Annotated in this window: 19 protein-coding genes and 1 pseudogene; 17 read left to right on the top strand and 3 right to left on the bottom strand. The window is 43.1% G+C overall.

The features are described 5' to 3' along the window. Nucleotides 1-50: 50 nt before the first annotated feature. From ACGG81_RS09040 to ACGG81_RS09000, 9 genes are all read left to right on the top strand, one after another. Entirely contained in the window at nucleotides 51-1,244 is a 1,194-nt protein-coding gene (locus ACGG81_RS09040; protein WP_390107938.1) for a Wadjet anti-phage system protein JetD domain-containing protein, read from the top strand. Beyond that, the gene (locus ACGG81_RS09035; protein ID WP_008975138.1) at nucleotides 1,231-2,781 is read left to right on the top strand and encodes a hypothetical protein; all 1,551 of its coding nucleotides are present in this window, start codon (nucleotides 1,231-1,233) and stop codon (nucleotides 2,779-2,781) included. The genes ACGG81_RS09040 and ACGG81_RS09035 overlap by 14 nt, the downstream gene beginning before the upstream one ends. Then, nucleotides 2,750-3,466 carry a DUF6063 family protein gene (locus ACGG81_RS09030; RefSeq protein WP_390107935.1) on the top strand — a complete coding sequence of 239 codons (717 nt, stop codon included), beginning with the start codon at nucleotides 2,750-2,752 and terminating at the stop codon, nucleotides 3,464-3,466. Before ACGG81_RS09035 ends, ACGG81_RS09030 begins: the two co-directional genes overlap by 32 nt. Further along, nucleotides 3,453-7,865 carry a hypothetical protein gene (locus ACGG81_RS09025; RefSeq protein WP_390107933.1) on the top strand — a complete coding sequence of 1,471 codons (4,413 nt, stop codon included), beginning with the start codon at nucleotides 3,453-3,455 and terminating at the stop codon, nucleotides 7,863-7,865. The genes ACGG81_RS09030 and ACGG81_RS09025 overlap by 14 nt, the downstream gene beginning before the upstream one ends. A 72-nt stretch (nucleotides 7,866-7,937) precedes the next feature. Continuing rightward, complete coding sequence (locus ACGG81_RS09020) at nucleotides 7,938-8,741, top strand: RelA/SpoT domain-containing protein (protein ID WP_390107930.1); 804 nt, start codon at nucleotides 7,938-7,940, stop codon at nucleotides 8,739-8,741. Beyond that, complete coding sequence (locus tag ACGG81_RS09015) at nucleotides 8,725-10,542, top strand: J domain-containing protein (protein WP_390107927.1); 1,818 nt, start codon at nucleotides 8,725-8,727, stop codon at nucleotides 10,540-10,542. The genes ACGG81_RS09020 and ACGG81_RS09015 overlap by 17 nt, the downstream gene beginning before the upstream one ends. Further along, a complete protein-coding gene (locus ACGG81_RS09010) occupies nucleotides 10,539-12,341 on the top strand; it encodes a molecular chaperone HscC (protein WP_119988328.1) in 1,803 nt (600 codons plus the stop codon). Before ACGG81_RS09015 ends, ACGG81_RS09010 begins: the two co-directional genes overlap by 4 nt. A 476-nt stretch (nucleotides 12,342-12,817) precedes the next feature. Next, nucleotides 12,818-13,504: a metallophosphoesterase gene (locus ACGG81_RS09005; RefSeq protein ID WP_270602881.1), complete on the top strand. Its 687-nt coding sequence runs from the start codon at nucleotides 12,818-12,820 to the stop codon at nucleotides 13,502-13,504. 15 nt (nucleotides 13,505-13,519) lie between these two features. Beyond that, nucleotides 13,520-13,963, top strand: coding sequence for a hypothetical protein (locus ACGG81_RS09000; RefSeq protein WP_008975145.1), 444 nt, complete (start codon nucleotides 13,520-13,522; stop codon nucleotides 13,961-13,963). A gap of 62 nt (nucleotides 13,964-14,025) precedes the next feature. On the opposite strand, the gene ACGG81_RS08995 is transcribed toward ACGG81_RS09000, so the two are convergent. Continuing rightward, nucleotides 14,026-14,598: a biotin transporter BioY gene (locus ACGG81_RS08995; protein ID WP_009262197.1), complete on the bottom strand. Its 573-nt coding sequence runs from the start codon at nucleotides 14,596-14,598 to the stop codon at nucleotides 14,026-14,028. Nucleotides 14,599-14,821: 223 nt separating this feature from the next. Between ACGG81_RS08995 and brnQ the strand changes: the two genes are divergently transcribed. Both brnQ and ACGG81_RS08985 read left to right on the top strand, forming a co-directional pair. After that, entirely contained in the window at nucleotides 14,822-16,147 is a 1,326-nt protein-coding gene (gene brnQ, locus ACGG81_RS08990; protein ID WP_390107923.1) for a branched-chain amino acid transport system II carrier protein, read from the top strand. 15 nt (nucleotides 16,148-16,162) lie between these two features. Next, nucleotides 16,163-16,975, top strand: coding sequence for a Cof-type HAD-IIB family hydrolase (locus ACGG81_RS08985; RefSeq protein WP_009262195.1), 813 nt, complete (start codon nucleotides 16,163-16,165; stop codon nucleotides 16,973-16,975). 162 nt (nucleotides 16,976-17,137) lie between these two features. On the opposite strand, the gene ACGG81_RS08980 is transcribed toward ACGG81_RS08985, so the two are convergent. Next, nucleotides 17,138-18,589 (bottom strand): pyridoxal phosphate-dependent decarboxylase family protein, encoded by a 1,452-nt coding sequence (locus ACGG81_RS08980; protein ID WP_320618795.1) that lies wholly within the window; start codon nucleotides 18,587-18,589, stop codon nucleotides 17,138-17,140. A gap of 205 nt (nucleotides 18,590-18,794) precedes the next feature. Between ACGG81_RS08980 and ACGG81_RS08975 the strand changes: the two genes are divergently transcribed. The 3 genes from ACGG81_RS08975 to ACGG81_RS08965 all read left to right on the top strand — a co-directional run bounded on the left by ACGG81_RS08975 (nucleotide 18,795) and on the right by ACGG81_RS08965 (nucleotide 22,940). Then, a complete protein-coding gene (locus tag ACGG81_RS08975; protein ID WP_336305264.1) occupies nucleotides 18,795-19,694 on the top strand; it encodes a LysR family transcriptional regulator in 900 nt (299 codons plus the stop codon). 46 nt (nucleotides 19,695-19,740) lie between these two features. Beyond that, nucleotides 19,741-20,943, top strand: coding sequence for an AraC family transcriptional regulator (locus ACGG81_RS08970; protein WP_120105415.1), 1,203 nt, complete (start codon nucleotides 19,741-19,743; stop codon nucleotides 20,941-20,943). Nucleotides 20,944-21,020: 77 nt separating this feature from the next. Next, nucleotides 21,021-22,940 (top strand): FAD-dependent oxidoreductase, encoded by a 1,920-nt coding sequence (locus ACGG81_RS08965; protein ID WP_120105414.1) that lies wholly within the window; start codon nucleotides 21,021-21,023, stop codon nucleotides 22,938-22,940. A gap of 304 nt (nucleotides 22,941-23,244) precedes the next feature. On the opposite strand, the pseudogene ACGG81_RS08960 reads toward ACGG81_RS08965, so the two are convergent. Continuing rightward, nucleotides 23,245-24,126 (bottom strand): annotated as a pseudogene (locus ACGG81_RS08960) (carboxypeptidase-like regulatory domain-containing protein); the annotation flags it as partial. Nucleotides 24,127-24,228: 102 nt separating this feature from the next. Between ACGG81_RS08960 and ACGG81_RS08955 the strand changes: the two are divergent. Genes ACGG81_RS08955 through ACGG81_RS08945 form a run of 3 tightly spaced genes read left to right on the top strand, consistent with a single transcriptional unit; the run spans nucleotide 24,229 to nucleotide 26,462 of the window. Next, nucleotides 24,229-25,473 carry a transglutaminase domain-containing protein gene (locus ACGG81_RS08955; protein ID WP_119988304.1) on the top strand — a complete coding sequence of 415 codons (1,245 nt, stop codon included), beginning with the start codon at nucleotides 24,229-24,231 and terminating at the stop codon, nucleotides 25,471-25,473. A 26-nt stretch (nucleotides 25,474-25,499) separates the two neighbouring features. Continuing rightward, on the top strand, nucleotides 25,500-25,772 hold the full coding sequence (locus ACGG81_RS08950; protein ID WP_117576700.1) for a hypothetical protein: 273 nt from the start codon (nucleotides 25,500-25,502) through the stop codon (nucleotides 25,770-25,772). Nucleotides 25,773-25,790: 18 nt separating this feature from the next. Continuing rightward, a complete protein-coding gene (locus tag ACGG81_RS08945) occupies nucleotides 25,791-26,462 on the top strand; it encodes a response regulator transcription factor (RefSeq protein ID WP_117576699.1) in 672 nt (223 codons plus the stop codon). The last annotated feature ends 2 nt before the right edge of the window (nucleotides 26,463-26,464 follow it).

Genomic DNA, 26,464 nt, shown 5'->3' with positions numbered 1-26,464 from the left:
AAATAGGATATGATATGATTGGAGTACGAAAAAGTGAGGGGGCAAAGAGGATGAGAAAGAATCTGGAACGGTATTTTGCAGAGCGCAGAGAGAAGAAAAAAACAGGGAATATCCGTGTCACCTATGAGGAATTGCTTGAGCAGGCAGCGGGAAACGAAGAGAGAAAGCTCCTGGAGATCAGAACCGGAAGAGTGAGGGAGTTTCAGCAGCTTTTGGAAGCGTTTGTTCAGGAGGGAGTGTTAAATCCGGTGAAAAGAAGTAAGAAACCGGGATACATGGCGACGGTCTATGAACGGTATGAGATTGTCGGCAATAAAGAAAAAGTGGTGGAAGATCCGGAATATCTTGCTCTTTTGCATTCCTATGTGGGCACGAAGGTGCTTGAATTTTATAAGAGAAACCGGAGAGCGTTTGAGCAGGATCGGGAAGCGATTGATATACTCTATAACTACTATTGCAGGATAGAGAAAGTATGGATGACTGCAAATGAACTTGGCTATTACCTGTTCGGGGATGAGAAAGCATTCGAACAGCCGGAGGGAGAAAAGGAGAAGCAAGTGTCAGATGAGCAGGAAATGAGTACGGAAAAGGATGATGGGGGAAGGCACAGGAAAAGGGCAGGAGCTTACACGCATCTGTTAAATCGGATGGGATTTGACATAGAGACGGATCTGCATGCTTTCTATACGAAGGAGCCATTTATTTGTCAGGTGCGCCCATCTTTTTTTGAAAAGAATATCAGGAAAATTTTGATTGTAGAAAATAAAGATACATATTTTCGGATCAAGAACGGAATATATGGAAAGGAATATGATTGTGTGATTTACGGGGAGGGGTGGAAGATTATAAGAGCCTTTTCTCTCGCAGAAGAAACTGGTATAATGGAGACAGATACCATAGAATATTTTGGAGATATCGATCCCGAAGGGTTTGCGATTTATTATGAATTAAAAACGCAGTATGCATCGTATTCGATCCGGCTGAAGATGGAGTTTTATGAGAAGATTTTAGAGGCAGTCAGAGGAAGTGAGAGAAAGCCCGGGAAAATCAGAGGGAAGATTCAGAATCGGGCGCGGGAGGTACTACCATCTGCCCTTCAGGAATTTGATACAGAGACAGCAGATTTTTTGCAGAGAATGATGTTGAAAGATCTGTGCTATATCCCGCAGGAAGCACTGATTCTTGTCGGGGAAGCAGAGGTGGAAAATACTACAAGGAGAATCAGAAGTAATGGAGTTACATAGAAATTTGCTTGAGGAGATCCGGGCAGAACAAGGGCTTCGGATGGAGAGTATGAAAAAATATTATCCATTTTTTGAGATTGTCAGTCATGATCTGAAGCAGTTTCAAAATGGAAAATACAAGTCGATTGACATAGGATATGTGTTGATGGCAGTGCTTAGAATGTTGATCGAAGAAAATAATTTTAACAATACCGGAGTAACTTATACGGACTATTTAAATTTTGTCATTCCGTTTTTGGAGAGTGAATTTGCACTGGACTGTACACCGGAAGAGTATGCTCAGCTTGCAGGGTATGTGTTTGATAAGATAAAAAATGACGGAAAGCCGTTCTCCTATGAATTTTATGATCCAGAGGAGAAGATCCGGAAGGTTGCCAGAGTATGGCTGATGAAAAGTCATTTTCAAGAAGGAAATATTTATTATTACATTACGGAGAGTGGGATTGAATTTTATCTGAACACAAAGGAGTTCAAAGAAGAAAGCAAGATTAGTATACAGCAGCTTCTTTTGGAGAAGATGATCCGCACTCAGAACTTCAAAGGCGGTCGTGAGATTGTAAAGCGAATCTGCAATGAGGTACTCAAACTGAAAATGCAGAAGAGAGAAGTACTGCAGGTACTTGTGCATGATTTGAAAAACGGACTTTCTCTCTACCGGGAATTTTTTCAGGAGAGTGTCTGCTGGTTTGATGAGGAACACGATCTGTTTATGAAAAATACGAGGCTGATTGCCGGGGCAATGTCCATGCTATCTCCGGTTGATCAGATCAAAAATAAAGAAGAGATCTTTTTGCTGGATAGCGAACTGAAGCGGGCGATGGCGATGCATTCAGAGTTATTGAGTGAGTGTATGGATTTGAGGAGAAAAGTCGACAGTATGGTAGAACAGGGGACATTAAACGCGATTCGTCCGGTTGTCTATTTCCGTCAGTTTCTTGAGACGGCCCTTAAAAAAGATGATGTGGAACAATTGAAATTGCTTGCGGAGCCCTTGTTTCAGGCGAAAAAGAAGAAGATGTTTGATCTGAAGCGGCTGGATGAAATGCTGGCATTACGCCGCGGTATGGATGAGGAACGTGAGGAGATCGAGTCAGAGGAAGAGGCGGATTATGTCTATGATGACGAACTGGAAGAACAGCGGATCAGCAGCAATTACCGGATCCTTGTGCGGGAATTGTTTGCGATGTTGAAGAAAACAGACTGTTTCACGCTGCGGGAGTGGAATGAGCAATTAGAGGTACGGTATGGACAGAAGATTTTTGCAAATGGAGATTATTATTCGTTCCTCGTCAATCTGTGCCAGAAGCATGAGATTGTAATTCGGGATGCAGTAAGACACCCGGCGACAAATTTTGAGGCAGTTTTGAAACAATATTTTGAAATAGAAGGCACCGAGGAAGAGTTGCAGATGGATTTTTGTCTGGAAACACTGACGGATGAGGAACCAGTTACTTTTCTCGAATGTTTTTCGGTGACGAACATAAGAGTGGAAAGGATGAATGGAGATGACAGAGCAGACGCTGGAAACAGGGATTGAGATTTTTGCCAGACTGATCAATCAGGAGGCAGTAAAATATCAAGGCGAACATACGAAGCTCTATGAGGCATATACGCAGAATGGAGACATATTTGATACGGTAAATAAGATTACAAAGGCGCTGAATCTGGAGATTTATGATTACCGGGGAGGGTTGTATCTGACACCGGGAGAATCGAATCATGTTTTTGGATATACGAATGAAGAACTAAAGGAGATGATCGGACTTCGGCTCAATCGGGAGTTGTTCCTTTGCTACTTCATTATTTATCACATTATCACAAAATTTTATACAGATTCAGCGACTTATACTTATCAGGAGTATGTCAAGGTTCCGGAAATTGTGGAAGCAGTAGATGTTTCTTTTCAAGGGTTAGCAGAGAAAGTGGAGACGCTTGCACTGACAGAGGTGGAGGAATACAGTTTTGAGCAGATGGCGCTTGCCTGGGATTTGCCACTTCTCACCAATGAGGATAGTTCCGTGATCCGGGCAGAAAAAGGTTCCCGGGCAGGAATGGTAAAGAAGACATTTCAATTTCTGATCCGTCAAGGATTGTTTCTGGAAGTGGAGGATCGATATTATCCGACAGACCGTTTTTCGGCGCTGATCGAGAGCTATTTTGAGTCGGAGCAGAGTCGTATTTATGAGATTATGACAGGAGGTAGAGACGATGCCGCATATTAACAGAATCCGGGTAAACAACATCAAATATAACGTGGGAACTCAGTTTTATGACGACTTGTGCCTTCGGTTTCAAGGGAAAAACAGCCTTTATGATCTGGCAAATGGAGGGGGAAAGAGTGTTCTGATGCTTCTGCTTTTACAGAATCTGATCCCAAACTGTACACTGGATGACAAACAGCCGGTAGAAAAGTTGTTTCGGGGAAGCACCGGGAGCAGTGTTATTCACTCTTTGATCGAGTGGGACCTTGACAGGCCGGATCAGGAAGAGTGTGGATTTCGGTTTATGACGACTGGATTCTGTGCACGAAAGAAGGCAGATCGGATCAAAGAGGGGGAGGAGGAAGTCTCATCTTCGGCGATTGAATATTTTAACTACTGTATTTTTTATAATGAGTTTAATGATTATGATATTTTAAATCTTCCTCTTGTAAATGGAAAAGAACGGATTACCTTTAAAGGGCTAAAAGAACTCATCAAACGGCTTCAGGCCGAATCAAACCGGAAGCTTTCAGTGAAAATTTTTGAAAATTCCAAAAGTGAATATCAAAGTTTCATTGCAGGCCATGGATTATATGAGAGTCAGTGGAACATTATCCGCGGGATCAATAAGACAGAAGGTCATGTTCGTACTTATTTTGAGAGCAATTATAGGACAAGCAGAAAAGTAGTAGAGGATCTTTTGATCGAGGAGATTATTCAAAAGGCATACCAGCTTCAGACTGGTAAGGAAAAGGATGCTGAAGAACTGGCACAGACACTGTTGGATATCCGGGAACAGATGGTAGAACTGTCAAAGAAAAAGGAGCAGATTTCTAATTACGACAGGCAGATTACGGTGATTCAAGAGTTTCTGACAAAGTTTGAGCCATTGTTACAGAACTTTGAACTGTGCAGGGAAAATGAGCAGAAGACAAGCGTATTTTATCATACCCTTCTTGATGAAAGAGAGCGGATTGAGGCAGAAGCGGAGCAATTGGAGGAAGCGCTGCAGAACATGCAGGAACAACAGCAGGAAACGGAGCGAATCTTGTTGACTTTAGATCTGCAGGAACTGGAATGTCATCTTGATGAAGCCAATTATGAAAGAGAACAGAAGGAAAAGCAGAAAGAGCAGTTGAAAGAGGCAGTCGAAGAATTAAGACAGACTGTGACAGAGAAAGAGTCTGTCCAGTATTTTCTTAATTACGCAAAAGCACAGTCGCGGGCACATACTATCGAGGCAGAGATGGAGCGGATGAAGCAGGGAAATGAGGAACTCTACCAGTCTTTACTGGAGATGACTGCCCAGAAAAAAAGAAAAGATGAGCAGATTTTTGAACAGCTTAACAGGCAGAAAGATGAGGCTGAGAAAAATCGAGAGACTTCCAGAAGAGAAAAGGAAGAGGCAGATAAAAAGGAGCGGGAAAGCGATAATGCCCGCGCTGTATTAGAAAGCCGTCTTATAGAAAATGAGAAAGAGCGCACCGCTCTGCAAAAAGAAATCGGCGAGGGGATGAAAGCATTCCCATTTCTTCTCCGGGAGCAAATTAAGGATACGATCATAGAAAAAGAAAAGGAAGAAGATGCCGAGCGAGAGTCGAAGAGAACGCTGGAACAAGAGTGTGAGACGATAAAAGAACAGCTTCAGTCAGACAGGCTGATGGCTAAGGATCTGGAGCATGAGGCAAAGGAATTGCATACAAAAGAGGAGGAATGTCAGGCACAGCTGGCAATCTATGAGGAGCTGACAGAAAAAGTAGCACAGAGAATGGAAGTATATGGCGAGAAAGATGTCTACCGGTTACTGGAGTTGTTAAAGGAGAAACAGCGGGAGACGATCATTTTGCTCCATGACGGACAGAACCGTCAGTCAGAACTGCAAAAACAGCTGGAGCAGCTTCAAAAAGGAATTTTATTCCAGGTAACTCCGGAAGCAGAGCAGCTGAAAGAGTTTCTTTACCGAAAATACGGGGATGGAGTGCTTGGCACAGAGTTGTTAGAGCAGATGCAGGGGGAGAAAAAGGAAGAGGTGCTTGGCCGGATTCCATACTTGCCGTACAGCATTGTCGTCGGGCACCGGATCTACGAGAAGATCCTTGCAGAACCAAAACCGGAAGAGTGGCAGAATGTAAGCTGGATGATCCCGGTCGTGGATCAGACATATCTGGAGCATGGACAGTTTGATGCAGGGGACGGAGTGATGTTTGCAGGAAAAGAAACTGCGTATTTTCTGGAAAAAGAGCAGCTGGAAAAAGAAATACACCGGACAGAAGAAGTATTGGATCTGGAACATAAAAAGCAGGAACAGTTGAGAGAACAACAGAAAGTACTGACAGCGGACACAGATGGCGTGCAAGAGTATGTGACAAACTATTTCGAAAACTATGCCGGTTGGCTGGAAGAACAGCAGGAGAGAAAAGAAAAAAGAGCACAGGTGATGGAGGCACAGGAACAGTTAAAAGAGAAGGAAAAGAAACTGTGTGCAAGAGCAGCAGAGCTGGAGAGAAAGATTCCTGAAAGTGCAGCAAAGATTAAGAAACTGGCAGAGGAGATCCTGTCCTTGCAAAGGCTGGAGGACATATTTAGAAAGTCAGATCTTGTGGAAGCAAATCAAAGGGAGTGGAAGGAAAAGAAAGCAGAGCTGGAACTGGAAAAGGAAGCACTTTGGAGACTGGTGCAGGCAAAAGAACGGGAGATTTCTGAAGCAGACGGACGAATCCGGCAGATTACGGCACAGATTATGGAACGGAAGATGGGATGGGAGAGATATGCTGCCTATTATAAAGAAGAGATTCCGATCCAAGAACCGATTCCGGAACGTCTGGAGGAAGAGTTGGATGGTGCCATCGCAGCATTTGAAAAGGAAAATAAAGATGTAAGAGAAAAAAGCGAGACACTTCAGGTCATCCGGGAACAGATTACATCCTATCTGCGAGAATTAAGAAGCAGAAAGGCAGATGTAAAGATGCTGGAACAGCTCTATGAGGAGCAGAAACTTGCGGAAGTGTCCGACGAAGAGATTGAGGCGCAGAAAGAACATCTGATGGAGGAAGAGAAGCTATTACAAAGATGTGAGAAAAAAGTATCGGAGCTGGTACTTGCATGTACGCGATTCCAGTCACAGGCAGATGTGATCGCCGGGCAGATCAAGGAGAGATTCTACCGAATCGAGCGGCTCCCGATTGCAGCAGGGACGATTGAGATAGAGAAGGAACGGCAGAAAGAGCTACAACAGCAGTGCAAGAGAGAACTGGCAGAATTGTTCCGGAAACAGAAGGAAACTGGAAAAGCGCAGGAAGAAATCCAGACGATGATCGGAAAGATTACATGGGTTGCAGAAGAGTATCACATCAAAGATATGTCCGTCAAGACACTTCCAGGATTTGTTATCTTAGACTGGAAAGAAACCGAGCGTCAGATCATGAGTGGATGGCAGAAGATGAAAGCGAGAAAAACAGCGGCAGAAACTGCATTTGGCAAGGCAAAGGCGTGGTGTGAAGAGACGCTGACCGGACTTGGCGCAGGAAGTTTTGCACTGCAGATGAAAGAACAGATCCCGGTTCCGCAAAGTTTTGAGGAGGCAGATAAGACGATTAAGCGGTTGGAAGAAGCATGTGTGATGATCCAAATGGGAAGAGATCAGATTGAGGAAAGCCTTCGTGATATCGAGAAGATTAAAAGTAGTTTTGAAAATCAATGTTTACAGCGGTGTAATACGATCCGAATGGAACTGGATAAGTTTCCGAAACTCAGCAGTATTATGATCGATGAGAAACTGACGCAGATCGTCCGGTTGAAGATTCCATATGTGAGAGAAGAACAGCAGCAAATGCAGATTTCCAATTATCTTGGACAAGTGATTGAAAACCTGGAAAAATACGAGACCGAGCAGGAAAAGAAAAAATATCTCATTCAAGAACTGTCGATGAAGCGGATGTTCTCGGCAATCGTCACAGATATGAACCGGATCAGTCTGGAACTTTACAAAAGAGAGCGGATCAAAGAACAGAGCCGCCACCTAAGATACGAGGAGGCAGTTGGAAGTACCGGACAGTCGCAGGGAATCTATATCCAGTTTTTGATCGCAATCATCAATTACATTGCAAGTATTCATTCCTACCATGCAAATGAGGAGTCTCTAAAGAAAGTAATCTTCATCGACAATCCATTTGGTGCGGCGAAGGATACATATATCTGGGAACCAATCTTTGCGATGCTTGCAGCAAATCGGGTGCAGCTGATCGTGCCGACAAGAGGTGCGACACCGGCGATCATCGGCAAATTTGATGTCAACTATCTGCTCGGGCAGAAGATGGTCGGACAAAAACAGCAGACCGTTATTGTAGATTATCGCAGCAAGATCGATGTAGAAGAAGCTGAGTATGTAAAAATGGAATATGAGCAGGCAACACTGTTTTAACAGAATAGATGCAGGGAAGGTGCTGCAAATGAAATAAGCGTGCAGCATCTTCATGCACAAGAGAGGAGTAGAATGATAGATAAGAAAGAATTTCTTCAGAAATACAGAATTTCAGAGCAGGATTTTGAGGAGGCAAAGATCAGTTGGGAAGAACTGACAGCAATCTATGAGAATTACCAGTCTATGGAGACGACGCTCCGGGAGATCGGAAAAGATTTTGTAGATGAATACCTCTATGACATCCAGAAGGCGGGGATCCATTCTTACCGCTACCGAACGAAGGAACCGGGACATCTTCTGGAGAAGATCATCCGGAAACGAAGAGAAAATTTTCAGAAGTTTGACCGGATCGACCGCTGGAATTTTCACAAATATTTTACGGATTTGATCGGTATCCGCGTGTTCTTCCTCTACCGTGAGGACTGGATTCATTTTCATCAATATATCACGTCGGTGTTTGAAAATGATCCTGCCCAGTATGTGGAAAATCGTCTGGAAGATTTTGATGAGGATGCGGATCACTATTATATTGCAGAGCGGCCAAAAGTGTATAAGCGGGCGGGAGACAGTCGAATTTACGATGATCAGCTGATCGAGATCCGTTCCGGGGGAATTTACCGTTCTTTGCACTATATTATCAAATATAAAGGGCATTATGTGGAGATTCAGGGAAGAACGCTCTTTGAGGAAGGGTGGAGTGAGATTGACCATGATATTGTGTATCCATATTTCAAAGATGATATTATGTTAAATGATTTCTCTACATTGCTGAACCGGCTTTCCGGGATGGCAGACGAGATGAGTTCTTATTTTCGGCGCATGAAAATGATGCGTGTTGAGGAGGAGCAGGAGAAGGAGCATGAGAAATCCGTTTAAAGTACTTGGAATTGAGCCAACTTCAGATAAAAAACAGATCAAAAAGGCGTATGCAAAACTAGCAGCGCGCTACCACCCGGAAGAATACCCGGAGAAATGGCAGGAAATCCACGAGGCATACGAAGCAGCAATCCAGTTTGCTTCCGCAATCGGGGAAGATGCTTGGACAGAGGAAGAAGAGCAGAAAAAAAGTGATTCTTTCAGTGGCTTGGAGAACAGAGCAGAAGCTGATTCTATTGTTGTTTGGGAAGAAAACACAGAGCAAAAGACTGCGGTAGAAGTAAGCGCAGAAAAAGAATATATAGACAAAGATGCTGTGCCGGAAAGCGTTCCGGAGGCGATTTCCCTGGAAAAGTCAAAGGATATCGAGGAAGAGGAAACTGCTTTTGATTTTGAGCATATTCTTTCAAAACTGGAGAAAGTTCAGAAAGAAGAGCAGGACCGCATCTTGCAGGAGCTTCTAACCTTTTTGGAACCGTTAAGAGAGGAACCGGAACAGGAAGCAGTGTTGTGGAATGTGTTTTTTCAGTCTGCAGTTTTTCGGGAAAATCAATTTCAGCCGGTGTTATGGGAACTTTGTGGAGGAATTTTTGCCGAACGGAATGTTTCTGAAAAGTCATTTCACATCATCTGTCGACAGATTGCGCTGACCAGACAAGAGCTGGAGGAGAAACTACAGTCCTCCGGGTATATTCCGGAACATCTAGAGCAACTGAATCAGACACTGAACAGAGTTGCGCGTGCACTGGAAGCAGCAAGGAAACTTCCTCCGACAGGGAAAAAGAAACCTCAGAAGCACAATGGAAACATCCGAAAAATGATCTATCTGCTAGTGGCAGTATTTAGTCTGCTTGCATTCCTGATTCTTCCAAGAACGAGGGAGGACAGTGAGACATGGGATCAGCAGAGAGAAGAGCTGGCAGAAACTATGGATGCAGCAGATAAGCTGATCGAGGATACAAAGTCTGCCGAACGTGACCTTCAGCTCGCAAAAGAGGAACTGCAGAAGGAAGGGGAACAGTCGCTGTTAACGTATCTTACGGAAAAATATGCGGGTACGGAAGTTAGCGTTCCGGAATATCATGTCTATGTTTCTTCGGTTTCGGGATGGGATCATACTTACATGGGTGTAGAACTGCGAAAGAAAGGGACCGAGAAAGTGTTTGCGTGGTTATGGAAAGATGAAGATGGAGAGAAATACTTTGACACTTTGCAGGCAGAAGCGGTGGAAGCAGCCATGCAGGCGGAAGTTGTGGCAGTAACTGGAAGTGAGGAAGCATTTGTAAAAACAGAAGTGGCAGAGATCAACAGTACCTATGGGAAACTGCAGGTGCCGTGGCTGGGACAGACCGGATATCACACAAAATTTGAGCAGGATCTGGAAAGCTTCTGGAAGCAGGAGAAACAGTATCGTTTGACGAAGCCGGGAAGTGATCAGATGATGGAGGCATTTGCCGGAGAAAATCAGAATACAAGATATTGTAATGGCTATTTTGTATTCTGTCTGACAGATTCTGTGGGGACAACATTGGAAGACTATGTGAATGTGATGCCGACGAGGGCAGAAGAGTTTGCCCGGTATGAGGCAGCGCTTTGGCAGCTGCAAGAAAAATACAGTATAGAGCTAGAAGTGGCATTGTACCTTCCGGAAGAACGGATGCCGGTGACGATGCTTTATAAAAAAGGAAAGGTCTCTGCACTGGAAGGAATTATTGTGACGGGAGCAGAAGCAGAAACAAAAAAAGAAGAAGCCTATCAACTGATTGAGGAAGTCTATGAGAGAAAGGGTGGAGGAAAATGAGAACGATTGGAATTGACTTAGGGACAACGAACTGTCTGGCAGCCGTGTGGCAGAATGGGGAGAGTGTGCTGATCCCGGACAGCAGCGGGGAATATCTGACACCGAGCTTTGTGAGCGTGGATGGAGATCGGATTTATGTAGGAAAGACGGCAAAGGAGCGGATGATTGCACATCCTGATGAGACGGCAAGTGTATTTAAGCGATATATGGGGACGGATAAGCAGTTTTCCCTCGGCGGTCGACTGTTTCGTCCGGAAGAACTTTCTGCATTTTTGTTAAAGAAGATGAAAGAAGATGCGGAGGAATTTTTGCAGGAAGAAGTCGGCGAGGCAATCATAAGTGTTCCGGCATATTTTAACGATAAAGCGAGAGCTGCCACAAAGCGTGCCGGGGAGCTGGCAGGACTACGGGTAGAGCGTATCATCAACGAGCCATCTGCAGCAGCGCTTGCCTGCCAAAATATAGAACAGCGGGAAGATGCCACAATTCTTGTCTTCGATTTTGGAGGAGGAACTTTAGATGTCTCCCTTGTAGAATGTTTTGACAATGTTGTTCAGATTGAGGCGGTCAGCGGGGACAATCATCTTGGAGGAAGTGACTTTGACAGTGTGATCGCAAAATATTTCTGCGAGAAACAGAATCTGTTGTGGGATTCACTGGATGAAAAGTTAAGAGCAGTGCTCATAAAAGCGGCGGAGCGATGCAAGATGGAACTGACAGCTGCGAAAGATGCAGTGATGCGGGTAAGATATGAGGAGCAGTCATGGGATCTGAGTCTGACCAGACAAGATGTAGTGCATATTGGAGCAGAGATTTTCCGAAGGATGGAGAAACCGGTGAAGCGTGTCCTGCTAGATGGAAAGGTTTCGCCAAAAGAACTGACAGAGGTCGTTCTTGTGGGCGGTTCCTGCAAAATGGAGATTGTAAAGCAGTATTTAAGCTATATTTTGGAAGGAAGAAAGATTGAGATGTGCGATCCGGACAGGATGATTGCGCGGGGGCTTGGTGTTGTCGTCGGGATCAAAGAGCGGGACGATGAAATCAAAGATATGCTTCTGACAGATATCTGTCCGTTTTCGCTTGGAGTCGGCGTTCGGAATCATGATGGAAGCGACAGAGATATGATGAGCATACTAATTGAGCGGAATACTTCTCTTCCTGCCAGCAGAGAAAAACGGTACTATACTTCCCATGACAATCAGACAGAGGTTGTCGTCAATGTCTATCAGGGGGAAAATTACTACGCAGATGACAATCTGCCTCTCGGACAGATCAAATTTCATGTTCCTCCAAAAAGGGCGGGAGAGGTTTATATTGATATCCGGTTTACCTACGATATCAATGGTCTTTTGGAAGTACAGTTACATACGCCGGAGACCGGTCAGAGACAGACGATAGTCATCCAAAAGGAGGATGGTTCCATGACCGAAGCTGAAAAAGAGGCGAAGCTAAAAGTGTTTGAAAAGCTGAAAATACATCCAAAAGAAAAAGAGGAAAATCAGTATCTCATAGCCAAAGGGGAGGCACTCTATGTGCAGTCGACAGGCGCTCTGCGCGATGCTATCGGGGAGTGGCTTGGATATTTTACAAGCCTTTTAGAAGGGCAGGATGAAGGGAAGATTAGAAAACAGCGGAAAAAAGTGGAAGATGCCTTTGCACAGTTGGAACAGATACTGCAATATCAAGGAGTACCAATGGGAATGAATCCTTATACAGAAAACTGGTATGAAAGAGATCCAAAAGAAGCGGTGATTGAGGATTTTGAAGCATGGGTAGAAAGACATCGAGGGGAGTCATAAAATACGCTGTTTTTTTTAAGAATTCAACAAGATCATGAAGGGTGGTTTTATCTTTGTATAAGGGATTTGCAAAATTTATCCGGGGAAAAGCTTTTTCGATTCTTTTTTTGATCGTATCTTTTCTCTCTGTCGGCTATACTACGGTAAGAATAGGAGCTGTTTTGGAATGCTGTTTTGCCGTCAAAGTATACGGGGTGCTGTTTGGCATCTTTTTGTTACTTTTTGGATATATGCTTTTGTATCATACCAGTAAAAGGAAGATTAAAAAGACAAGAAGCTTTTACGAGTTATGCAGTGTGGTTTTGAGTTTTTTGCTAAATTTGGTCCTTTGTCTTCTGGCAGAGGATTTTATAGGAATGTTTATCCATTTCTCTGATAGTAAAGTATATATTTTGGCAATCATAGTCTCTGTTTTGTTGACTGTATATGGATTTTTGCATGCGAATCACATTTATATAAAGCATTATGCGATTCCGTTGGAAGATAGGAAAAATCCTGTTAAGGTTGCTTTTTTGAGTGATATCCATACGGGAACGTTTGTAAACAAAAGGCAGCTGAGAAAAATCATAGATCAAACAAATAGAATGCAATGTGATTATGTTCTGATAGCCGGTGATACGTTTGATGTAGACGCATTTGACTATTGTAATCTTTCTGAAATTGCAGAGGAATTGCAAAGATTAAAGGCTGTGAAAGGAGTATACGCTATACTGGGAAACCATGATCCTGTTTCTACAGATGCCAGAATGAGGGAATTCTTTCAAAAAAGCAAGATCAGATTGCTTGTCGATGAAATTATAGAGACAGAAGATTTTATAATTATCGGGCGTGATGATATAAATTCAAATCCAAAACGTAAGGCCCTTACAGAAATTGTGCAGAAAATTTGTTCAGATAAGCCTAAAATATTGATGGATCACAATCCGGTGGGAATTGCAGATGGGATTCAAAACAACATAGATCTAGTAGTATGCGGACATACACATAAAGGACAGTTTTTTCCTGCGAATTTATTTACAAAATGGTCTTATGGAAAGCAGGGATTTTACGGATATTCTAAAACGAACAAGACACACAGTATTGTTTCTTCGGGTGCTGGATATTTCCAAATGCCGATAAGAATTGGAACAAATAGTGAGATTGTGCAAATTGATATTACATAATGTGAGTGGAGAAAAATGATCATAACCGTAGTATGGTATTACATATTAGACGCAGTTATTTGTGTGGCAACTTTTTTTATTGTACAAAAATTATATAAAAAACTGCCTCTCATCAACTGGGAGAAAACATTACGGACAATTACGTCAAAGAAAATCAGAAAATGCATCGAGAGGGGATATCTTGTTTTACTGATTTTCTTTTTCCTGCTTTGTGTAGGTGAAATCGTAATTCCGTCTATGAAGGATTTGCCACTGGTAGTAAGTGGCAAATATATAGAAGATACAGGTACGATTTTCAAAGTTACAAACGACACAATATACATAAGAGGGAATGAGAGGAAGGAAATTGTAATCGGTGAAAGAAGTACAAAAGGTTTTCAAGAAGGAGATTTCGTTCTTGTACATTACTATCCGAATATGGAACGTGGATTTGTATATCAGATAGAAGAATGTGAGTAGATCTTCGATAGAGTATTGTTATGGAGAAAAAGCCGAGGAATGATACCTCAGCCTGAATGGATTTAATGTAAAATTTTTCTCATAATAATGGTCAGCCGCTGCGCAGCAATTGCTGATAGCACACACAGGACAAAATCTCCGGCTACAGTTAAAAGGAAGCAGTTGATCAGAACAATTTTCCACGATACGGTGATGTGTGCGATGTAGTTGCTGACAAAGTAGAAATAGAGGTTGCCGGATAAGTACATCACAAAGAGCCCTGCCATGGAAATAAAAAAGTAAGTGAGAAACCGCTTCGGGGCAAATCGGTCGGTCAGCATTCCAACAACACCTGCAGCAAAGAAAAATCCGAGCAAAAATCCAAAAGTTGGTTTTAACAGGTAGGATGGTCCGCCACCGGATGCGAAGATCGGAACACCACAAAGTCCGATCATCAGATAGATTCCAATACTTAAACTGCCAAGTTTTCCCCCGAGCAAAAATCCTGCCAGCAGTGCAAAGAAAAATTGCAGTGTAAAGTGCATCGGAATGGGTTCTACGGGGATATTAATTTGAATAAATGCGCCGATTGCAGTCAGCGCAGTAAAAAGTGCACATAAAGTGAGGTCTTGTACTTTCCAGGTTGTCTTTTTCATTGGTTGTCCTTTCTTATTGTGAAATTCATCGTCATTTCTTTCGGTCTTTATCATAACAGTTTCAGAAAAGTGTGTCAACAGTTATTTTATATGAGGTATGATTATCTTGAAGAGAATAAACGAAGTGGCTAACAGTTGACAAATATCAGATTTGATGATATTTTAGAAACAATTTTCGGATTTAGAATCGGAAAAGAGAAGAGGAAACAGGAGAGTAAGATATATGGAAAAATTGAATCTGAAGCAAATATCGTCATTGACCTTGACTTTGTTTGCTATTTTTTTTGGAGCGGGCAATATGATCTTTCCGCCGGCGATGGGACAGCTTGCGGGAGAAAATTATTTGCAGGCACTTGCAGGGTTTATTCTGACAGATGCGGGAATCGCTCTGCTTGGGATTGTTGCAGTTGTTTTACTTGGAAATAGGATCACAGATTTAGGGAATCTGGTCAGTAGAAGATTTTCATTATGTTTGTCAGTGACAGTATATTTGTTGATCGGACCGCTCTTTGCACTTCCAAGAACCGGAAGTGTATCGTATGAACTGGCAATCCGCCCGTATATTCCACAAGAATATGTGTGGTTGGTTTCTCTGCTTGTGACGGCGGTATTTTTTTCGCTGACTTATTATTTCAGTGGAAATCCGAAAAAGATTGTTGATATTATCGGACAGTATATGACTCCAATCTTGATTCTCAGCATTACCGTGTTGTATTTTGTATGTCTGTTTGCAGATAAATCGGGTAATGTCATACAGTATGGAGCGGTTCAGTCGACCGGAGAATATCAGGATATTGCGTTCTTTAAAGGGATGATAGAAGGTTATAATGCGTTGGACGGTCCGGCAGGGCCTGTATTTGCGATCATCATTATCAATGCAGTTACTGGATTTGGGGTGAGAGAACGAAAAAGCATTGTAAAATATACGACTTTTTCAGGAATGGGTGCGGTATTGATCTTAAGCGGGATTTACTATATGCTGGCATACATCGGTGCAACGACGCAGACTGTTTTTGCAAATGGTGGAGCACTTCTTCATGCAGTGGCAAGTGATCTGATTGGTCCGGCAGGTGGGATTGTACTTGGAATGTCAGTATTTTTGGCATGTATGACGACGGCAATCGGGCTTACGACATCTTTTGCCAATTATTTTCACGAGTTGATTCCGCAGCTCTCGTATCGAAGAATCACGGCAATTGTCTGTCTGTTCAGTTTTGCAGTCAGCAATGTAGGGCTGTCTTACATGATTACCATTTCTCAGCCGGTGCTGATGATGATCTACCCGGTACTGATTGTGTTGATCGTTCTATCCTTTGGACACAAATGGATAGGGAGAAGAAAGATGGTCTATATTTTTAGTATGGTTGTTGCATTTGGTATCGCATTTATCAATGCGATGGAAGGTGTGGGAATTGAGCTGGGGATGCTGACGGAGTGGGCGAAAAAGCTTCCGCTTTATGAACTGCATCTTGGCTGGATGTTGCCGGCGGCAGGTGGAGCATTGTTAGGTTTGCTTCCGTTTTGGAAGAAAAAGGAAATAGAAAATTAAAAGAAGAAAGCGGGTATGGATATGGAAATCAAATTATTGGCAGTAGATATGGATGAAACTGTCGTAAACAGCAGACATCAGATGACAGAGCAGACGAAGCTGGCCCTGGAACTTGCGATTCAGAAAGGAATCCTGGTTGTTCCTGTTACTGGCAGATGCCTGGAAGGACTTCCTGCAAAGATTCGTCGGATGGATGGTGTGGAGTATTTCATCACTTCCAACGGGGCAAAAGCATATGATTTTAAGGAGCAGAGGATTCTTTACCGCAGGCTGATCCCAAATCAGACCGCCTGTGCGATCTTGAAAAAGTGTCAGGAGGAAGAAATTGGAATTGCGATCCACCAGGAAGGGAAGTGCTATGATAATTCTTTCCTGCAGGCAGCATACCGCTATGTAGCATATCACAGAGATTTTAAAGCGCATAGGGTACAGAAAGATCTGTATGAGTGGGTGCGGGAAAATGAGAAACCGGTAGAAAAGATCCAGGTGTTTTCCAAAGATGAGAAAAAACTTCTGGTGCTACAGGAAATGCTGGAACGATTTGTGACATTGGAGATGGCTGTTTCGACAAGTGGATACATTGAGATTACGCAGGCAGAGGCAAATAAGGGGAAGGCGCTGGAAGCTCTTTGTGATTCATTGGGCATATCACTTTTACAGGTGATGGCGATCGGTGACAATGCAAATGATTTCTCAATGTTGGAGAGGGTCGGTTTTCCGGTAGCGATGGGAAATGCGAAGGAGGAACTTAAGCAAATTGCGAAGACAGTCACAACGAGCAATGATGAGGATGGGGTAGCAAAAGCAATCTATGAGTATCTGTTGTAGAAATATGGATATAGAATTTCTTCCAAAAGTTTTTTCAATAAGAATAGAGCACAAAACACAAGATCAATAAAGGATAAAACCTGCCGCAGGACAAGTTTTCATGGAAATTCTCTAAAAAGAGAGACGTGAAAGCTTATCCTGCGGCAGGTTTTTATTATGAGTTTATTTTTCTGGCAGTCGTTCTTTTTTTATGGAAGAGTGTATCTCTCTTGCAAAGGTGTCAAGCATATGGATGGTCGTGCGCATATCATCCCTTGTTGTCTCTGGATGCAGTGCGCAGATCCGCAGTACTTTTTTGCCGTTTAAGACGGTTGTAAAAATAGCGGCATAACCACTTGCAAGAATTTTTTCAGAAACTTTTTCATTGAGAAGATCGGTCTCTTCCTCAGTCAGATCTTCGGAGGTATAGCGGAAATTGACCATCGCAAGCTGCGCTTTGGACACGATTTCCCAGTGGTCAAGATCTCTTAGTGCCTCTTCTGCCCAGACAGCGAGGTCAAAACCATGTTCGATCGCACTTCCAATTAGATCTGTTCCGAGCACCTGCAGTGTGAGCCACAATTTTAAGCCACGGGCAGGGCGTGTCAGTTCCATTCCGATATCCCATGTATTGATGTGAGTTGCATCGCTTTCAATATCCTTTAAATATTCCGGATTTACATGGAAGCTGTGGAATAGATGGCGGATATCTTTGACAAGTACCATCGCACAGCCGTAAGTCTGGAACAGCCATTTATGTGCATCCCAACTGATACTGTCAGCAAGCGAGGTTCCTTTTAACAGATGGCGGTACTTTGGACTTAAAAGGATCGAAGCGCCGTAGGCACCATCGATATGGAACCATAATTTGTAGTTCGAACAGATTGCGGCAATCTCTTCCAGTGGATCGATGCTTCCGGTATTTGTTGTTCCGGCAGTCCCGATGACAACAAATGGGATCAGGCCATTTTCTATATCCGTCTGAATCTGTGCCTCCAGTTCTTCTGTCCTCATCTGGAAATCGCTGTTTGTCGGAATCTTTCGGATTCGGCTGTCTGGGATTCCGATGATTCGCAATCCTTTTGCAACAGAGCTGTGTGTCTGATCAGAGAGATAAGCAACTCCGAGGTGCATCGTCTCATCTGTTAGTTTGTGGTCGCGAGCAGCGGTCAGTGCGGTGATATTTGCCATGGAGCCACCGCTGACAAAGACACCTCCAGGGTTTTCTGTAAAGCCAACCTGTTCGCAGAGCCAGTGGAGCACTTCCTGCTCGATACAGTTGACCATCGGGGCCAGTTTGCTGCCGCCGGCATGGATATTATAGGCAGAAGTCATAATATCCCCAAGCCAGGAGATGGAAGAGGCTGGTCCCGGTACGAATCCGAAGAACCTTGGATGGTTGGCATCTCCGCGGTAACGATAGACTTCCTCTGACATCTCTGCGACGACCTCATCCACAGGTCTTCCGTCCTTTGGAAATCCAATCTGTCTGATTTTTTCTGACTGTGTCTCGTCGGTATACCAGGTCACTTTTTGAGAATGGATATCGTGTTTTTCTTGACAAAACGTATGTACAAATTTCTTGATTGCTTCTTCCAATTGTGCGCTATTTAAAACATTTTCACTGTTCAGCATAAATGATACTTCCTTTCTAAAATCAAAAATAGATGGAGCAGATCTTGACAGGGATACTGCTGTCATCGTTGTATAGCGATCAGGCAAAACTTTACGCCTGCGTGATTTTATTGTATACTACTTTTAACTATCCGTAAAATTCATAAATTTTATAAGATATATGAAAATAATTCATAAGAAAAACTACCGGTATGAGGGAAAAATCATGGAATTAAGAAATATCAATACATTTTTAAAGGTGGCGGCGACCCAAAATTTTTCCAAGGCGGCAGAGCAGCTTGGATATTCACAGTCAGCAGTGACTGTGCAAATCCGTCAGCTGGAGAAAGAATTAGGGACGCCGTTGTTTGAACGGATTGGGAAGCGTGTGTCGCTGACAGAGCGTGGGATGGAGTTTACCTCCTATGCAAATGAGATCATGCGGGTGACTGATCAGGCACGTTTCTTTGCAAAAGATCAACGGGAATTGGACGGGACGTTGCGGATCGGAGGGGTAGAATCCGTCTGCACTGCGCTTTTGCCAGATTTGCTGTGTTCTTTTTATGCACAGTATCCAAAAGTGAAGATTATCATAAAATCAGGAACAACCCAGGAACTGATGGAGATGGCAAAAAGCAATGAGATTGATCTTGTCTTTACTCTGGATCGGAAAATATGTCATGCAGAGTGGTGTGGGGCGGTACAGAAAAAAGAGAGGATTCTTTTTGTGGCACCGACAGGGCAGATTTCTGACAGAAAAGCAGAGGTACCGGCAAGGGAACTGGTAACAAAAGCCTTTCTATTGACAGAGTCCGGTGCTGCCTATCAGTATGAACTGGAACGTCTGCTATCGGAGCGGGATCTGGAGATTCTGCCGGTTCTGGAGATCGGAAATACAGAGACAATCATCCACTTGTTACAAAAGGGAATGGGATATTCATTTCTTCCAGAATTTACTGTGAAAAAAGAACTGAAAAAAGAACAGCTTTTGGAAGTGAGGACAGACCTCCCGACTGTGGTGATGTACAGCCAGCTGCTTTATCACAAAAGTAAGTGGGTGACGCAGGAGATGCAGAAATTTATAGAACTTGTAAAAGACAGCAGTCAGACAGATAAAAGCGAATAAGATGCAAAAACAGGGAAAAGAATTGTGAAAAGAGAGGAAAACGCGTATGTGGTATCAGAAAGATTGGTTCACCGGAAGTGATTATTATAATTTCAGGGAGCGGCAGATTTCTGTTCAGGAGCTTTGTATAATAAATCCTGTGGAACAGGTGTTTCACGAGCGGACAGAAATTTATTATGTCAGAAGCGGAATGGCCACAATCTGGGTCAACGGGGAAAAATTTAAAGTCAGACAAGGGAGTTTACTCTGTCTGTATATGCATCTGTTTTATCGGATTGATGAGATTGAGGAGCCACTCGATTGTGTGAAAGTCTCTTTCCATATCGGACTTTTTATGTTCCTCTGCTTTGAAAAGAGGGAAGTATGGGAAAATGAAATGTTGATCTATCGGGTGGAGCCGCTGCTCTATTTAAATATGGAAGAACAGAAGCGTGTCGAAACGATTTTTGCAGAACTGCTTTTGGAAGAAGAAACGCAGAGGTTCGGGAGTCAAAACATCAGCATCTATCTTGCGATGGAACTTCATGCATTATATTGTCGGTATGCGATGGAAAAAAGAGAGTCGTTATCCGGAGGTGCATCGCAGATTTGGAGTGTGATCCAAAGGGTACTGCTTGATACAAGCAAGACACTTTCTCTTGAGGAGTATGCAAAGGCAGCAGGGATGACAGCGGTGACATTGAACCGGCATATTACGAAAAATTGTGGGTATACGTTTTTTCAGCTACAGAAAATGGGAAAGGTTTTCCACGCCTGTGCACTGTTGCATTTTCCGGATCTGGATCTGCAGTATATCAGCGATTACCTTGGATTTACAAATCTGGAAGACTTTTGCAGGGTGTTTAAGCGATACATGAAAATGAGTGTGAGAGAGTATCAGACACAACATATCGGGGCAGGAGTTGGCATGAGGGGAGAAGAAGAGGCACTTCAGGTTTTGCAATATTTACTATTGTGTTTTCATAAACCATTTCAGATGGAAGAGATGGCACAGCAGTTAAAAATGAAACCATTTCAAATGGAAAAGCGGAGCAGAGAGCAGTTTGGAAGAACTGTACAAGAATTACTGGAAGAAATCCGAGTACGTATGGCTTGCAGCTATCTTGCGGCGACAGAAAGAAGTGTTACGCAAATCGGTCAGGATGTAGGTTTCGGAAGTATATCGACATTCCAGAGAAGTTTTCAGAAATATATGAATCAGACGCCGAGCGAATACCGGTCGGAATATCGATTGTTTGTAAAAAAATGATAATAATAGTTAAAAATATGAATATCTATTTCTTTTCAACTGACCTATAATGAAAGAAAAAAACAGAGGTGTCAAAAATGTTTGAACATGTATTTGCCCCGATCAAGATTCGGGAGATGGAACTAAAAAATAGAATTATCCTGCCTGCAATGGGAACAAGGATGGCAGATGCAGATGGATCTGTGACAGAAAAACTGGTTGCATATCATGCTGCAAGAGCAAAAGGCGGATGTGGATTGAATATTGTGGAGGTGGCAGCCGTACATACTCCAAGTGCCCCGGCACATTTCGTATCGATCAGTGAGGATAAATTTATAGAGGGTCATAAAAAACTGACTGATGCGATTCATGAAAATGGCGGAAAAGCCGGAATTCAGTTATGGCAGGGATCTATTGCTGCATCTATGGATCCAAAAGCAAAGATTCTTGTAGTTTCCGATATGAACTTTGGTCCGTATACATTGAAAGCGATCACAAAAGAAGAAATCAAAGAAGTAATCGAGTGCTATGGCGCTGCGGCAGAGCGTGCGGTCAAGGCGGGATATGACTGTCTGGAATTCCATCTGGCCCACAACTATCTCCCGCATTCTTTCTTAAGTGCGGGACTGAATCACAGAGAAGATGAATATGGAGGAAGCTTTGAAAACCGGTGCCGCTTCCCACTGGAAGTAATTGATGAACTCAGAAAGAGAATGCCGGAAGGAATGCCGTTATTTATCCGTATCGACGCACAGGATGATCTTCTTGAAAATGGAATGAGCATCGAAGAAGTGATTCGTTTCTGTAAAATTGCAAAAGAGCATGGGGTCGATGTGCTAGATGTTTCCAGGGGAAATATTATTACAGCAGCATCCATGTATGAAGTTCCGCCGATCGATGTGCCAAATGCATTTAACGTAGAGAACGCAGCAAGGATTCGAAAGGAAACCGGTATGGTGACAGTCGGTGTTGGACGAATCAATACGGCTGCACTGGCAGAAGAGCTGATCGCAGATGATAAAGTGGATATGGTGGTGATGGGAAGAGCACAGCTTGCAGATCCGGAGTTTGCAAACAAGGCAAAAGAAGGGCATGTAGAGGATATTGTACACTGTGTCGGATGTAATCAGGGATGCTATGATGGATTTTGTGATGTGGCAAACCGCCCGCACATTACTTGTATGAGAAATCCGATGATCGGACATGAGGCAGAATATACACTTGATCCGGCAGAATATACTAAAAAAGTATGGGTGATCGGCGGAGGTGTAGCTGGTATGGAAGCAGCTCGGATCCTTCATAAAAGAGGGCATCAGGTGACAGTATTCGAAGCGGCAGATACACTGGGCGGAGAATTTCTCCTTGCAGGAGAAGCTCCGGGAAAAGGTGAGATGAAAGCAGCTGCACTGGAGATGGGTGCGCAGACAGAGCGAATGGTGACTGTTCATAAAAATACAGTGGTTGATGTAGAGATGATCGCAAAGGGAGATGTGGATGAAGTGATCCTTGCAGTCGGATCTTCCCCAATCCAGATTCAGCTGGAGGGATCGGATAAGCTTACCCATGTATCTGCACCGGAAGTACTGAGAAGAGAAGTGAAACCAGAAGGAAAGGTTGCGGTAATCGGCGGAGGTCTTGTTGGACTGGAGACCGCTGATACACTTGCGAGCGCCGGGTGTGAGGTGACGATCCTGGAGATGAAAGACAGCATCGGAAGTGATCTTGGAAGCCTTAGAAAGATCGCAGTAATGATGAAAATGCAGCAGTTAAATGTAAAAATGCTTACAAATAGTAAAGTCTGCAAGTTTACAGAGGAAGGAATCGTGTTAGAAGATGGTACAGTAGTTCCGTGCAGCTGCGCGGTTTTTGCGGTCGGTTTTCATTCTAATGATTCCCATTTGCTGGCAGAAGCCTGTGAGAAAAAACAGATTCCATTCCATGTGATTGGCGATGCAAAAGCTGCAAGACGTGCGATCGATGCAGTGGCAGAAGGATTTGAAGTCGGACGTCAGATATAGACAGACGGAGCTATGAAAAGAGCGAGAAACAAATCACAAAAGTAGAAAATAAAAAATAGAAAATAGCATTTGCAAAATGATATGCTCCCTTCTAGGAAGACAAGTAAGATAGTAAAAACTTGTCACTTAGGAGGGAGCATAAATATATTTGCCATATGGGATTCCTAGAGTTTTTGAAAGGGCATCATGGATTGTTCCTCTGTCAAGAATGTGATACAATTCTTAAGTACAATCATTTTGAAGAACGATAAAGATATAAGGAAATGAAGAAAAATGAAAATTTGTTTACACGCTGTTACTATATGGTCATCCAATTCGGGCAGCTTACCTGTCTTCCGTCACAATACTGTGTCAGAATCGGCTGTCTGACATTTGGTCTGGAAAGATAGTTTGCAAATAGTTCATCTACGATGACGGAAATGGTATCATAAATATTTCTTTCCGGAATCCATTTGTGGTCAAATGCAGTGGAGGAGGTAATCGTAAAATCGTATCCTTTGTTCCGGTACCATTCCGTATATACCCGGTTAAGGGTAAATGACATAATAGCAAGTACATTTGCACGGATAGTATTTTCTGGCCAGGTCGCATAGATTTCACTGGAAGCTACATTTTTGATATAATCTTTGTACTTTACATAATAGTTTTGGGCGGTGGAGTCACGCGGAGAACCATCATGTACAACAATGAATTCCGGGACAACAACACGGCTTAGTACAATCTCACCGGTCTCGTCTGTCGGTTTGATCTCATCTTCGGCAATCTTTGGCGGATATGTGCCGTACAGGGTATGGGCTGGTATGACAAACACTTCCTGTTGGGGAGTAGCGGTGCTCGGGCGCATAGTAATGTTTTGGATAGCAGTGACGTCCGGGAGAATTTCGGTACCGGAAATATTGATCGGTTCAAAACCAGGAGCGGTGACGGAGAGTGTGTATTCAGAATAAGGCTGTGATTCAATTGTGGGATTCAGACTGTATTCCAGTGGAGGAGCAGCGAGTTCTAAAGTTTCGGTCTGACCGGAGGAATCTGTAGTGACTTGTTCTAAAGTTTGTTCAGGAACACCCGTATAGGAGATAGAAATGGAGGCGTCGGCAATCGGGAAGGAAGTGATTTCAGAGTTGATCTGGATCTTTAACTTTCCTTTGTCCGGTGTGTCTGCCTGCATAGCATGCATTGGTTTCATAATAAGACCTCATGTGATTAAGATTACTGTTACTATATGCAGAAAAATATGTAGAGTGCATTGAAAGAATATGGATGGAGGCTGCAAAAAGGAGATTGCGATATGAGCAGAAATCACAGAAGAAATCGAAGGATAAAGCGGAAAAGGCGAAAAGGATGGATTTGGATAGTGTTTATATTGATTACTATGCTGGCAGCGGCAGGTTTCTGGATGTTGGGTCGGAATTATGAGGGCGCGGAAAAAAATGAGTACAAATTTAAGATTACCGCAGAGTGGAAAGAAATCGCAGAAACAGACAGGCAAAGCGAATCTCAGGATGAAAGTACGTCAGACTTTTATTTTCGGCAGCTTTCAGAGGAAGAGCAGCGCATTTATACGAGTCTCTTGAAGGGAGTCTCCTTACACCGGGAATCTGTGGAAATCCTAGGAGCAGATACAGAAAAAATAGGGAAAGTTTATCAGTTTCTGCTAAATGATCATCCCGAATTATTTTGGTGCTCTGGCACACTGCAAATGACACACTATCCAATGGCAGAAAAAATAGAATTATTTCCAGAATACTTATATGACAGCGAGGAGAGCATGCGCCGGCAAAAAGAAATCGAGAGTGCGGCACAGGAATGGCTTGCGGATATACCTGAAAATGTTTCGGAATATGAGAAAATCAAATATCTTTATGAGCAGATTGTCTGGCGAACCGAGTATCAGGAAGGTGGAACGGACGATCAGAATATTTATAGTGTGCTGCAAAATGGGGAGTCTGTCTGTGCAGGATATGCCAAGACAATGCAGTATCTGGCAGGGAAGGTAGGAATTTTTGTCACTTATGTGACGGGGATAGCAACAGATCCGGATACCGGGGAGACGCAGGATCATGCATGGAATCTTGTGAAGTGCGACGGAAAGTATTCTTATGTAGATACTACATGGGCAGATCCGGTCTGGACCGGAGAGGGAACACAAATGGAAACGATCGTCTATGATTATCTTTGCTGTCCGCAGGAGCAGCTTTTTCTGACACATATACCGGAAGAATCGGTTGTACTCCCGGTATGTGATGCTTATGAGCAGGAGTATTATCGGAAAAATAACAGATTTTATGAGAACTATGAGAAACAGCAGATCTGCCAGGTGCTCCGGGAAGATGTGGAAGGGCAGAAGAGTGAATCAGCTTTGAAATTTGGGTCAGCAGACGCATTTGGTCAGGCAGAAGTGAAGATCCGAGAGGAAATTCTTCCGGAAATGGTGCAGTATCTTGGAGAATTGTATGGTCTTTCTACCGTAGAGTATTTTTATCGGGAAGAGAGTGCATTTCAAAAAATAACAATTTATTGGAAATATGAGTAAAGAGATTTGAGGAAAGAAGGCAAAAAATGATCGATTTATACGGTATTGTAAGTATTCCATTTTTAAAAAAATCAGCATTTACAGGAAGTTTTCGAAAGATGAGGTATCGTCTGGAAAAAGTGGTAGTCGAAGGCGAGGAACGGTTAAAAGCGACTTTCTGGTGGAGGGATGTCTGCTGGGAAAAAGTTTTGAACGACGAGAAACATTCTGCTGATTTTTCTTTTGATAAGGAAGGACTGGAAAAAGCGGTTGACTGGTTAAATCAGGCTTACGAAAAAGAAAATGAGCCGGAGGAATAAAGGAAGGGGAGCAAATGGATGTATAAGATATTGATCGTGGAGGATGATGAGACGATTGCAAGACTGCTCGGAGAACATTTGGAAAAATGGGGCTATCAGGCTCGATGCGCAGAGAATTTTAAGCAGGTGGCAAAAGAATTTAAGGAGTATGCGCCCCATCTTGTTCTCATGGATATCGGACTTCCGTTTTATAATGGATTTTACTGGTGCACAGAGATCCGGAAGACGTCAAACGTACCAATCTTATTTTTGTCATCGATGTCTGACAATATGAATATTGTTATGGCCATTCAGATGGGTGGGGACGATTTTGTGACAAAGCCGTTTGATCTCAATGTGCTGACGGTGAAGATTCAGGCACTTCTTCGGAGAACATATGCATTTCAAGGCAGTGCAAGTGTGATGGAGCACAAGGGTCTTATGTTAAATCTCAGTGATGCAAGTGTGACATTTCAGAATCGGAAGATAGAACTGACAAAAAATGATTATAAGATTCTTCAGATTCTGATGGAGCGTGCAGGAACAATTGTAAAGCGAGAGGAAATCATGCAGCGCCTTTGGGAAAGTGATGAGTTTATTGATGACAATACACTGACTGTAAATATGACTCGTCTGCGGAAAAAACTGGAAGAGTTAGGGGTACAGGAGTTTATCAAGACAAAGAAAGGAATCGGGTATATTATCGAATGAAT

This window comes from Faecalimonas umbilicata (genome assembly GCF_042846195.1).
Classification (GTDB): Bacteria; Bacillota; Clostridia; order Lachnospirales; family Lachnospiraceae; genus Faecalimonas; species Faecalimonas umbilicata.
The sequence above is the reverse complement of the archived record's forward strand: the minus strand, read 5'-3'. Positions and strand labels throughout refer to the sequence as shown.